Genomic DNA, 11,491 nt, shown 5'->3' with positions numbered 1-11,491 from the left:
GGGGACAGGTGTCCCGAAAACTTGCTATTCGTGGAAAGTGAGGTTATTCGGCCCTTGTCCAGAAAACAAATAACTCCGCAGGTCCGGCGGGCGTGGCGATAGGAAACGCTGCGTCAGATATGAAGAATCTATGAGTGTTCGCGGGACGACAGAACTTTGCGCCACTAAGTACTGGATACTCGAGCAATGCGGCACCCAATGAAGAGTTTCGCCCGGCAACCGACAGCGAGACGAGATATGCGGTCCCGCAGCAGAACTGGGTAGCAACACGCGCAGAAATAGTGCCTGACCTCGCGTTTGGCAAGCACCGATATCGAGCAGTTTTTACACCCGCTGGTCTCCACTGAGAGGTGTTATTGTGCCGCCCTTGACCCCTGTCGAATCATTGTTGAAAGACAGCGCGACCGATGTTTACGGCCACCGTGGATTTATCAGCCAGGACTACGAGTTTCTGCCCCGGGAACCGCTACCGCGATGTCTGCCTGCCCAATGGCGGGTTTGGGACGAATTCCTGGCTGAAATTCCTTCCTGGTATCGCGCCGGTCAGGTGTGCCGGAATTTGATGAGCCTGCCCGCGCTGGATCCCACTGGGCTGCCGGACAAGTATCTGGTTCGGGCGAACATGGTCCTGGGCGTCCTTGCCCTCGGGTTCAAATACTGCTGGCAGGAGATGGACGAAGGCAGTCAGCGTCTCCATGCGGGCACCCTGGTGCCTACCGTCGGCGACAGTGTGCTGGCGCCTGTGCAAGCGCAGGTGATGCAGCCTTGGCAGGCAGTGTGGCGGCGAATGGGACGGCATCGGTCCTGCGTGGAAAGTGACTTGTTTGTCGCCAACTTCGTGTGGGGCGGGGATGAACGCTACACACCCGAACGCGTCAGAGGCGACAGCTGCCGGTTGCTCGCGCCATTCTTTTTATCGAGGACCGAACACCAGTTCTGGTTTTCCGTCATCGAAATCTGCTCCCGTTTCCCCGGTGTCAGTGCTCCCTTGGCGATTCAACGCGCTATGCAAGCCGAAGATCATGCGGGTGTGGCAGGACAACTAGTCCGACTTGCGCGGATCTGGCAAACGCTGGTCGAGGAAGTGCTGGCCTCGGCCGACACCCGGGTCAGCGCGGTCGAGTGGGGAAATACCACCGCACGGTGGACAGCCGCGATGTCCGAAGGCGAGGAGGGCTTTTCGGGGCTGTTCGCGCCCGCCTGGCACGTCATGGACCAGCTGATCGGGCGCACCAAGTACACCTCGTTTCTCGGACAGATCATGACGAGAACACGTGCAATGCTGCCGCCCGCGTGGCGGGAATTGATTGCCGCCGTAGGTGATATGCCCGTGTCCGAGTACGTCGCGACGCATCGCGGGCGCTGCCCCGAACTCGACGAGGCCTACCACTTCCTGTGCGAGAGCTACGGGTATTTCTTCCAGTTGCACCACCGGAAAGTGTTCGCCTATTCCTACCAGGCGATTCTCAGTGGTCGGGAGAGAAGCAACGGGGGGATCGAAGGAAATGCCTCGACACCGGGGTGGGAACTGGCGAACCGCCACTTGCGGGTGAGTGCGGCCGAACGACTCAGCGGCTCGCGGCGTGCTCATGCCCATGTGCTTCCGGTGCAGACCGGTGGCTGCACCTCGCGATTGTGGAGGTTGCCGGTACGCGATCTGGGCTGGCTGCCCGGCGACCGCGCGGCCATCGGTATCGAGCACCGGGATGGAACGCGCGCAACGCTTCTGGCGAATTTTGTGCGCCGGGACCCGGGCGGCAACGAAACGATCTTCTGGGCTCCTGTGGTCGACGACATCGCGTCGATTCGCTTCGTAGAGCGCGAACCAGGTGCGTTCTGCCGGCCACCGAAACAACCTTCACCCGTCGTCATCTTCTCCGATGTCGACTGCCTTGGCATGGGGATAGCGCTCGGACAACACCAGAATGCCCGCGCCGCCGCAGTATGGCTGGAAGGGGCGAACGTCCCCGCTGAGCTGCGTGCTCTGGTGGACGGGGACATGACCTTGGTATCGCATCCGAACCTGGTTGGTCTCGTGCAGCAGCGCGCGGGCGAGTTGTTTCAGTTACTCGACGGCCCGGCGCACCTCTACGTGTTGGGCGACGCGGTGTTCGTGCGGCGCATTCACACCGCATTGCGTACGGCGATCGCCATGCATTCCGCTCTGGTGGACGACGCGTTCCGACGTCTACGCGAACAGCGGCGACTCCATTTTTGTGTGCAGCCGGCCACGGGCGCGCGGCCGGCCGTGGCGGCCCGCCTGTATCCGTGGGATGTCGCCACCGCAACGGACCCGCGTTGCCGGGTGCGGGTCATCTGTCGAAACAATGTCCTCGACATCACCGGGTTTCTGGCCATCCATATCGGCGGTGACACCATCTTGTCGATGCTGGCCGGGACCGACATCACCAAAGAATTCGAGATTGCGCACGGCTCGGCAGCCAAGACGCTCGGCATGCCCGACGTGTTCGTCGAAGGCGCAGTGGCGCCCATGCCCGAGTCACTGCAACCGCTGACCGCCTTTCTCTACAAAGTGGTCCGGTACACCAATGCATTTGTCGTCACCCAGACCGAGGTTCTCCGGAACAACGAGACCGACAGCTATGTGCAGGCGTGTGGTCTGTTGAGCGCACTTCAGCTCTGGCCCGAAGCGACGATGTGGGGCCAAGAACTGGCGCAATGTCTTGGAATCGACACTCCGCAGCAACACGTTCTGGAAAACCTGTGCAGCTCTCACCACAAGAACATGATTGCCTTCGTCAAGGACTGCCTGTCGGAGCCAACCGGTGTGGCGAACTGGGCGGACCGACTGTCCACCTGCGTTGCCACCTACGAAGATTACGGCCGGATGCTGACCCTGCACCTCTGCGACATATTGCGGGAGGCGTACTTCGAGGGCGCCGTCGCCGTCGGCAAAACCGCGCCCGACCATATCGACGATCTGACGCGGTACGCACAAATTCGGTTCGGCGCCCTCCGGCAGAGCAGGCCTGAGTATGACCGGTGTTGACCGGTTGCGCAGCAATCTCCGTGGCCGACTTCTGGTCAAGGGGGATGACGACTACCCCTCGGCGCGGCGCCTGTGGAACGGCCGTGTCGACAGACATCCCGCAATGATCGTCCAGTGCCGCGGCGTGTCTGACATCGTCGAGACGGTGCGGTTTGCCAACGCTCGGTCAACGCCGGTTGCCGTCCGCGCGGGCGGCCACGGCGTCGCCGGACACGCGATGATCGACGACGGCATCGTCATCGACCTGTCCGCTCTGAAAGGGATTGTCGTCCATCGCGAGGACAAGACCGCCTGGGCCCAGGCTGGTCTGCTCGGCAGCGAATTCGACCACGAGACTCAGCAATTCGGGCTGGCCACACCACTGGGCACCGTGTCGCACACCGGGATATCAGGACTCACGCTGGGGGGCGGTTATGGTTGGCTGTCCCGGCGCCACGGTCTGGCCTCGGACAACCTCCTGGCCGTCGACGTCGTGACGGCCCGTGGTGAATACCTACGCGCTGACCGCGAGAACCATCCCGATCTCTTCTGGGCCCTGCGCGGCGGTGGCGGTAACTTCGGGATCGCCACCTCCTTCCATTACCGATTGCACGAGGTCGGTCCCGAAGTATCAGGTGGCTCAATAACTTTCGGGATCGCCGACGCGAAGGCCGTCTTCGACTTCTACCGCGAGTTCACTGACCAGTGCAGTGACGATGTCACCATGTATCTCACTTTCATGCAGGTCGACGATCAACGCGTCTGCGTCCTGTCGCTGCTGTCCTACCTGCCTGCCACCGACCATGCACGGCTGGTCGCACGCGTGCGCGCACTGGGCACACCCCTGCGCGACGAGATCGGCAAGATCCGCTACTCCGAGTTGCAGAGCATGCTCGATGCGCATGTGCCCCACGGCAAGCACTACTACTGGCGGGCCGGATATCTGGGCGCGGGATCGCTGACCGCTGAGGCCGCCGCAACACTGCTGGATCAGGTGGACACCATCACCTCACCGCGCAGCCTGGTCTCGGTGGAACACGTAGGTGGTCGGATCAACCACCACGCTCCCAGCGACACCGCATTCCCGCACCGCAGCGCGACCTACAACCTGCTGATCTGCTCGGCCTGGGAGGAGCGGCAGCCGCCCGAGGAACATGTCAGCTACGCCGACGACTGCTGGCAGGCGATGTCGGGTCACATGCTGGGCAAATCGCTCTACCAGAACTATGGCAGCACGGATCCGCGCGCCGTCTACGCGTCCAACTACACCCGGCTCGCGCAGCTCAAACGTGAATACGATCCCGATCAACTGCTCACCGGCAACGGGTTGTTCGGTGCGGTCAAGAAAGGTGATTTGTGAACAAAGCCCCGTTTTACGTCGAGCTGGAAGCACAGCTGCGCGCTGCACTCAAGAAGGGCCTGGCAGACTTCCGGAACAGTAAATACTTCACCTATTGCAGTGAATACCATGACTTTCTCTGGGCCGACGACCGCTATACCTACACCCACCGCAAGCGCCTGCCCCATGCGCCCTACGAATTCGCCGCGCGATACGTCGGGATACCCATGATGAACCTCCTGCTCAAAATGGGCATCTACACCAACACCTGGTTCCCCGGCTATTACGACATCGAAGACGAGTTCGCCAACGGTCGTCAGCCGCCCAAACATCCCAGCGGGCGGGTCTCCCAGATGGTCCTCCTGCATAACACCCCTGCCGGGGTCGAGAAAATGTGCATGATCGAAATAACGTTCCAGATACTGCACACCGACATCGACGGCGACTTCGGCTTCAGGGAGCCCGCGATCTCGATCGTCGAGATCTATTCCGACGAGCCCGAAAAGTATGTGCACGCGGTCGCCGCAGACGACGAAATAGACGACTACCACCTGCTCGGTGAGTCGTGGGTCATCTGACATCGCAACCCGTTTGGAGAGGGTAAGGGGTCCGGATTTCCGGTAGCGCGAGGACCTGATCTTTTGCGAGACGGCCTGGCGATACGACCCATCCGATCCTTTTCTCATTTGGCGTGTGTGCGCTGCACGGAATAGCTGTCGTCGCAGGAAGGCCACTGGAATGCCGGTGCGAAGGAGCGAAAGTCCCGACGGGATGGAGCGAGCATGAGGCCGATGGCGATCATCGGACCCACAGGGACTGGCAAGTCCGAATTCGCTCTGCACATCGCCGAAAGACTCGGTGGCAAGTGTGCTGTGGAGGTGGTGAACGCGGAGGCACCCCGGCTGTATCGGGGCATGGACATCGGAACCGGGAAGTTGCCGTATGCCCAGCGCCGGAACATTCCGCATCACCAGATGGACGTCCTCGATATCACCGAAGCCGCCAGTGTCGAGAGGTATCAGCAGGCCGCCAAGGCCGATGTCGAAGCGATCCTCGCCCGGGGTGCGCTGCCGATACTTGTCGGCGGGTCGATGCTGTACGTCCAAGCGCTGCTTGATGATTGGAAGTTTCCCGATACCGACCAAGCGGTTCGCACCCGCTGGGAGCAGCGGTTGTCCGAGGTGGGACCCGCCGAATTGCACCTGGAGTTGGAACGCCGCGACCCTGCCGCAGCGGCCGCGATTCCGATTGCCGACACGCGTCGCACGGTACGCGCGCTGGAAGTGATCGAACTGACCGGCAAGCCGTTCTCGGCCCACGCGCCGCGCATCGGTAAGCCCCGCTGGGACACGGTCATCATCGGATTGGACTGTGACACCCGGAATCTGGATGAGCGGCTGGCCTTGCGCACCAAGCAGATGTTCGACCAAGGTCTGGTCGAAGAGGTGGTTTCGCTGCTGCGGCGCGGATTGGGCAAAAGTGTCACCGCCTCACGTGCCTTGGGTTACGCCCAGATCATCGCTACCTTGCGTGAGGGCGGCGATGCCAGCGCGTTACAGGAGGCCCAGCGCAGAACATCCCTGGCCACTCGTCGACATGTGCGCCGACAGCGGTCCTGGTTCCGGCGGGATCCCCGCGTGCACTGGCTCGACATCAGCGACGGGACCTTGTCCGGCCGTCAAGACACGATCGACGCCGCGTTGCGGACCTGGCAGGCGGGTCGGCCGGCACGATTCAACTGATCCGGGCGGCCGTATCACCCACCGGCGCGACACAATGTTTCGATGCGCATATCGCAGACCAGGCCGGGAATTGCGCGCCTCGCGGTGATCTCGGCGGTCGCCGCCCTGCTCGCCGGCTGCTCACATACCAGTCGCCCGACGATGCCGCCGCTGGCGCCCGGCGACATCGCCGGCCCGGTCGACATCGGCAATGGGCGACATCTGTATCTAGAGTGCCGCGGTCAGGGCACGCCGACGGTGATTCTGGAATCCGGATACCACAATTCGTCCGACCCGTGGAGCAAATCCGACGCCACCGCACCGGCGACCGGCCCGGCCGTGCTGCCCACCGTAGCCCGCGAACATCGCGTCTGCGCCTACGACCGGCCCGGCACGCTGCGCTATGCCGATCCCCCCGTCGTCGGCGACAGCAGTTCGCCGCTCCCGATGCCGCGCACCGCGCGCGACGTGGTCACCGACCTGCACGTGCTGCTCGACGCGGCGCACGTGCCGGGCCCGTACGTGCTCGCCGGGCATTCGCTGGGCGGTGTGTTCGCGCGGCTGTACGCCCAGACCTACCCGGAGCAGGTGCGGGCGGTGGTGTTCGTCGACGCGTTCGGGGTGGAGATACCCGACCTGATGGGGTCGGACTGGCCCGATTACCGGCGGGAGTTGGACACGCCACCCGCGCAACTGCGGGATGCCACGAACTTCGAGGAGATCGACATCGACGCCAGCGTCGCGCAGGTCGCCGCCGCTCCCGGTTTCCCGGCCATCCCGGTCGTGGTGTTGACCCGGACCGAGCCGTTTCTGATACCGCCGGACCTCGCCGGGGACAAAGCAGCCAAGCTCGAACAGGCCTGGCGGGACGCCACGTCGACATTGATCGCGCTGCGACCACAGACGCCGCACCTGGTGGCGACGGGAAGTGACCACTTCGTTCAGATCCACCAGCCGGATTTGGTTGCGGCCGGTATCGAGCTGGCGATTCAGCGGTCGGCCACCAACCGCTGAGTGGCGGCGTGGGAACCGGCGCGACGGCCACCGAACACGCAGTCGGCCAACGACAAGCCGCTGACGTAGGAATTCGAGCAGACGCCGGTCGCTGTGCGTCCCGCGCTGTACAGCCCGGGAATCGCCGCGCCTGTCCCGTCGAGTACCGCGCCGGTGCCCTCGTCGATGCGGATGCCGCCGAGGGTGAGCATCGGAGTGGGGTTGAGCAGGTTGGGCCGGATGGAGATATTCAGCAGCCGGTAGGGCGGCTCACCGATGCGGCGCACAAAGTCGGAATGCTTCCCGGCTGGGTCTTCTCGGCCGGCGTCGATGGCATCGTTGTGCGCGGCGACGGTGGCCACCAGCCCGTCGGCATCGATCCCGGCCGCGTGCGCGACCTCGCGCAACGAGGCGCCCTTGACCGAGTCGAACAGCATCAGCGCCGCGGACTGACCGCGCTGAAACCACAGCGGCTGCTTGATCATCTGGCGCCGCGCCTCTTTCATCAGCGCCGCGTCGACCAGGATCCAGCCCTTGGCATTGTGGTCTCGCACCATGGCGCGACCCAACGCCGCGCCGTAGCGGCTCTCGTCGATGATTCGCCGCCCGTGTTCGTCGACGATGATGGCACTGAGGAAAGCGCTTGGCGGCGTGATGAATCGCCACGCCGAGATGTTGTCCATCCGTTCGGTCACCGCTCCGACGCTCTGGGCCAGCGCGATCCCGCTGCCGTCGTCACCGCTGGTGCCTAGCTGCAGTCCACACAGGTACTGCGGCGCGAACCGCTGCACCCAGTCTCGGTTAGCCATGTAGCCGCCCGCGCAGAGGATCACGCCGCGCCGAGCTTCGATCAGAACTGTTCTGGCATAACGTCGTTCGAGCTTGCGCAGCCGTCGTTCCATTGCGGTCCGTAGCGGCGGGTAGTACACCCCGGGTTTGGTCGACAGATCCGCCAGTTGGGCATACAACCGGCGGACGCGGGGCGGCGCGTAATGCATCGTCATCGCTTCCACCCCGGTGACCCGACCAGCGGAGTTCTGCACCAGCTTCGTCACCCTGGTCTGCGGGTGGAATCGAACACCGAGTGCCAGTGCCGATTTGGCTAACGGGCCATACATTTTCTTGCCGGAGGTGCCGTTGCCCTTGACGCGGTGCCCGCGCTGCACGGGTGGGGTTACCCGGCGGAACGCACCGGCGTTCTCACTGCCCGAGTGATACAGGTAGTAGTGGTTGTTCGGGTAAGAGGTCTTGTACGGGCATAACGTGGAGTCGAACGGCACGCCGTAATCGGTCAGCCACTGGATCATTTCGGGGCTGCCGTGGACGAATGATTCCAGGGTCTGCGGGCTGACCGCGTCGCCGACTTCGAGGCGCAGGTAGGTCAGCATCTGCTCGAAGGTGTCGCTGACCCCGGCCTGCTGCTGGACCCAGGTCTCGCCGCCGGCATAGATGATGCCCCCTGACATCGCGGTCGAGCCGCCGCCGTTGGCACGGTCGACGGCGACGACTTCGGCGCCCTGTTCGCGGGCGGCGATGGCTGCGCACGTTCCTGCCGCACCGAAACCGACCACTACGACGTCAGCGGAATCAACGAACCGCTCGTCATCAGCCATTGCTGCCATCCCGGTTATGTCTGGGTTACCTGGGTTCGACTGTAATCCGAAGGGCCGCTGCGGGACTGGGGCCGATCGCGTTGTGGGCGGCGTCGGTCCTAGTGACGTGGACAGCGCCGTCACCCTTGCCGACGGTGAAGTCCTGCTGCGCGTCGAGCTGCAACTCGAACTGATAGTTGATGATCTGCCCGGCCTTGATCCCGAACGGCGGGGCGAATGTCTGCAGGATGAAGTCCATCCCGCCCGCTTCCCGGTTGTACGGGGCCGCGACCCATTGCTTGGTGTTCGGGTCCAGCATGCGCAGCGACCCGAGTGGCATCATGTGCTGTTCGGGTGAGCCACACCCGCAGTGACCCAGTGACACCACCAACCCGACCTGAGTCATATCAGTCGGTGTCGTGTTGAGCAGCGCGAGGTTGAAGGACAGCGGCGGTCCGCCCGGCGTGACGGTTGTACCTGCTTGCGGCGCAAGGGTTATGGACAGGCCGTCCGCTGTTCCGTGCCGCCCGGGACCGTCGGGGGCCGACGTGGTGGCCTGAGTGGTCGTAGTGGCTGACGTGGTGGTCGTGGTGGTGGTGGTGGGAGTTGGCCGGTCCGGTGTTGAGCAGCCGCTGAAGGCCGCGGCCAGTGCGGCTACAACGGCGATGACCGCGAAACGATCTTTGCTGGCCATTCGTGTCCCCTTCCCCGGCCGGACTCCGTGGGCAACGCTATTGATCGTCGTCCGGAATATTGACAACTAACGCGGTGATGTTGTCCGGCCCGCCCGCTTGGTTGGCGGCATCGATCATTGCCGCACACGCGTCGGCGGGTTCGGGGTGCGATGCCAGGATCTGGCGCAGCGACGCGTCAGCGAGGACACTGTGTAACCCGTCGCTGGACAACAGGATCCGGTCGCCGGGCCGCAGATCCACCTCGGAGGTCTCGGGCAACGGGCGCGGCAGCATCGCCACATGCCGGGTCAGCGTCGCACGGGAGGGGTGGTGCTCGGCGTCCTCGACCGATACCTTGCCCGCGTCGATCAGATCCTGGATCACGCTGTGGTCGTGCGTCAGTTGTTGTATCTGCTGGTCGCGGAACAGGTAGGCCCGGCTGTCCCCGAGGTGGACGAGTAGCGCGCGGGACCCCGCGATCACCACGGCCACTACCGTCGTGTTGGCTCCGACGGCACGAGGGTCGGTGGCTGCGAATGCGCGAAAGTCGTTGCAGTAGTCGGTTACTGCGCTGCCCAGTGACTCCGCCGTGGCATCATCGGCCGGCTTCAGGTGCCGGGCGACGTAGGTGGGCAACAACTCGACGATCAGGTGCGCGGCCAGCGCGCCGTCGCTGCTGCACGCCACACCGTCGGCAACCATGAACAGGGACTGATCCGGGTCGGCTCCCCAGTGGTCCTGATTGGTGCCGCGCAGCCGGCCGATATCACTGAGACCCGCGTGCTGGATCGCCGTCACTGGGCGCCGTTGCGATGCCTTTGAGTCATGCACCGCTCCTTCTCGGACAGCCCCCGGGATACTGGCTCAGCACGATACCGGGTTCGTCGTCTACGTCGCACGCCCCCTGTCGAATTCGATGGGCAGGGCGATGGGTCCCCCCAGCGCGTTCACCGGTTTCCAAGGAGCGGGACCGGTGCGGCGGGCGTTGGGCATGCGTCGGGTCATGACCGACAGGGCTTCGGTCAACTCGAGCCGGGCGAGATTGGCGCCGAGACAGTAGTGCATACCGCCGCCGAAAGTCTGAATCGGCGGGGCGCCTGCCCGGCGGATGTCGAGACGGTCCGGGTCGTCGCAGGCGGCGGGATCCCGGTTGGCTGCGCCGGTGTTGACGATGACTATCGTGCCGGCGGGAATTCGTACTCCGGCGAGTTCGACGTCCTGGCCGGCGATGCGCAGCGTGACGAACGTCATCGGTGAGTGGCGGATGAGCTCGTGGACGGCGTTGACGGCCAGCTCCGGTTGCCGGCCGAGCAGTTCCCACTGGTCGGGGTGCTCGCACAGCACCTGCACCGCGGCGGACAGCTGAAGACGAGTGGTGTCGGTGCCGGCCATGAGCAGCGAGGCGACCATACTGCGCAGCTCGTCCCCGCTGAGGCGGTCGCCTGGAGAGCCGGGGTCTTCGGCGCGGATCAGCTCCGAGAGGAGGTCGTCGGTCAGGGTGTGGCGGCGCCGCGCGATCATCTCGTCGATATAGGCGTCTAGAGCTTCCCAGGCCTGCAGGATCATGGGTGTCTGGCTCGCGGCGTCCCAGCCGAAGGCCTCCATGATGTGGTCGGTCCAGTCCGAGATCAATTCCCAGTCCTCCGGCGGTGCGCCGACCAGCGCGCAGATCACCCGGATGGGGAATTGGCGGGCAATGTCGGTGACCACGTCGCAGCGACCGTCCGCAGTGACGCCGTCGACCAAACCGGTGATGATGTCGACGATCGTCGTGCGCAGCCGCGCGGTCGACTTGGGGCTGAAGGCCTTGCTGACCAGCCGTCTCAGCCGGTGGTGTTGCTCGCCGTCGATGCAGATGATGAGTGCGGCCACGCGGTCCCAGAGCGGGCCGGACGTAATGCCCTGTGCCGCAAGGAACATGCCCTGCGGCACGCGGAAGCGGGGGTCGCGCAACGCGGTGTGCACCAGGTCATAGCTCAGCAGCTCGGGCCCGTAGGGTCCGATCGCGATCGGTGCCCTCACACGGGCCCGGCTGATGATCGCGTGCGCATCATCGGGGTGTTGGGCGTCGGCGTAGTCAATCGCCGGTAGCCCGGCCTCGAAGACGCTGGGGCAGTTGCTGAGTGTGGTGGTCATGGGATCGACTCTGCTGAATCGCGCAGGCCAGATCATCGGGGAGTACT

The 11,491-nt window shown here is 64.3% G+C and carries 9 protein-coding genes; 5 read left to right on the top strand and 4 right to left on the bottom strand.

Annotated elements, in window-relative coordinates; all coding sequences use genetic code 11:
- Positions 1 to 367 precede the first annotated feature (367 nt).
- The 5 genes from AC5Y3Z_RS10390 to AC5Y3Z_RS10370 all read left to right on the top strand — a co-directional run bounded on the left by AC5Y3Z_RS10390 (position 368) and on the right by AC5Y3Z_RS10370 (position 7,063).
- The gene (locus AC5Y3Z_RS10390; RefSeq protein ID WP_473138786.1) at positions 368 to 3,010 is read left to right on the top strand and encodes a cytochrome b5 domain-containing protein; all 2,643 of its coding nucleotides are present in this window, start codon (positions 368 to 370) and stop codon (positions 3,008 to 3,010) included.
- A complete protein-coding gene (locus tag AC5Y3Z_RS10385) occupies positions 2,997 to 4,349 on the top strand; it encodes an FAD-binding oxidoreductase (RefSeq protein WP_473138787.1) in 1,353 nt (450 codons plus the stop codon). Before AC5Y3Z_RS10390 ends, AC5Y3Z_RS10385 begins: the two co-directional genes overlap by 14 nt.
- Complete coding sequence (locus AC5Y3Z_RS10380) at positions 4,346 to 4,906, top strand: hypothetical protein (protein WP_463826411.1); 561 nt, start codon at positions 4,346 to 4,348, stop codon at positions 4,904 to 4,906. The genes AC5Y3Z_RS10385 and AC5Y3Z_RS10380 overlap by 4 nt, the downstream gene beginning before the upstream one ends.
- A 204-nt stretch (positions 4,907 to 5,110) precedes the next feature.
- The gene (gene miaA / locus AC5Y3Z_RS10375; RefSeq protein WP_473138788.1) at positions 5,111 to 6,070 is read left to right on the top strand and encodes a tRNA (adenosine(37)-N6)-dimethylallyltransferase MiaA; all 960 of its coding nucleotides are present in this window, start codon (positions 5,111 to 5,113) and stop codon (positions 6,068 to 6,070) included.
- 42 nt (positions 6,071 to 6,112) lie between these two features.
- Positions 6,113 to 7,063 (top strand): alpha/beta fold hydrolase, encoded by a 951-nt coding sequence (locus AC5Y3Z_RS10370; RefSeq protein ID WP_473138789.1) that lies wholly within the window; start codon positions 6,113 to 6,115, stop codon positions 7,061 to 7,063.
- Here the strand turns inward: AC5Y3Z_RS10370 and AC5Y3Z_RS10365 are convergent.
- Genes AC5Y3Z_RS10365 through AC5Y3Z_RS10350 form a run of 4 tightly spaced genes read right to left on the bottom strand, consistent with a single transcriptional unit; the run spans position 7,039 to position 11,444 of the window.
- Positions 7,039 to 8,655 carry an FAD-binding protein gene (locus tag AC5Y3Z_RS10365; protein WP_473138790.1) on the bottom strand — a complete coding sequence of 539 codons (1,617 nt, stop codon included), beginning with the start codon at positions 8,653 to 8,655 and terminating at the stop codon, positions 7,039 to 7,041. The two genes, AC5Y3Z_RS10370 and AC5Y3Z_RS10365, sit on opposite strands and share 25 nt — an antisense overlap.
- Before the next feature lie 25 nt (positions 8,656 to 8,680).
- Positions 8,681 to 9,328 carry a hypothetical protein gene (locus tag AC5Y3Z_RS10360; RefSeq protein WP_473138791.1) on the bottom strand — a complete coding sequence of 216 codons (648 nt, stop codon included), beginning with the start codon at positions 9,326 to 9,328 and terminating at the stop codon, positions 8,681 to 8,683.
- Between the two features lie 37 nt (positions 9,329 to 9,365).
- On the bottom strand, positions 9,366 to 10,139 hold the full coding sequence (locus AC5Y3Z_RS10355; protein ID WP_473138792.1) for a PP2C family protein-serine/threonine phosphatase: 774 nt from the start codon (positions 10,137 to 10,139) through the stop codon (positions 9,366 to 9,368).
- Positions 10,140 to 10,196: 57 nt separating this feature from the next.
- On the bottom strand, positions 10,197 to 11,444 hold the full coding sequence (locus tag AC5Y3Z_RS10350; RefSeq protein ID WP_473138793.1) for a cytochrome P450: 1,248 nt from the start codon (positions 11,442 to 11,444) through the stop codon (positions 10,197 to 10,199).
- Positions 11,445 to 11,491 lie beyond the last annotated feature (47 nt).

It is taken from the genome of Mycobacterium sp. NGS61 (assembly GCF_059812325.1).
Note: the sequence above shows the minus strand (reverse complement) of the source record. Positions and strands in the feature narration are given on the sequence as shown.

Coding starts and splice junctions, on each gene's coding strand:
- AC5Y3Z_RS10385 (WP_473138787.1), top strand. CDS start 2,997: ATGACCGGTGTTGACCGGTTGCGCAGCAATCTCCGTGGCCGACTTCTG.
- miaA (WP_473138788.1), top strand. CDS start 5,111: ATGAGGCCGATGGCGATCATCGGACCCACAGGGACTGGCAAGTCCGAA.
- AC5Y3Z_RS10370 (WP_473138789.1), top strand. CDS start 6,113: ATGCGCATATCGCAGACCAGGCCGGGAATTGCGCGCCTCGCGGTGATC.
- AC5Y3Z_RS10365 (WP_473138790.1), bottom strand. CDS start 8,655: ATGGCTGATGACGAGCGGTTCGTTGATTCCGCTGACGTCGTAGTGGTC.
- AC5Y3Z_RS10360 (WP_473138791.1), bottom strand. CDS start 9,328: ATGGCCAGCAAAGATCGTTTCGCGGTCATCGCCGTTGTAGCCGCACTG.
- AC5Y3Z_RS10350 (WP_473138793.1), bottom strand. CDS start 11,444: ATGACCACCACACTCAGCAACTGCCCCAGCGTCTTCGAGGCCGGGCTA.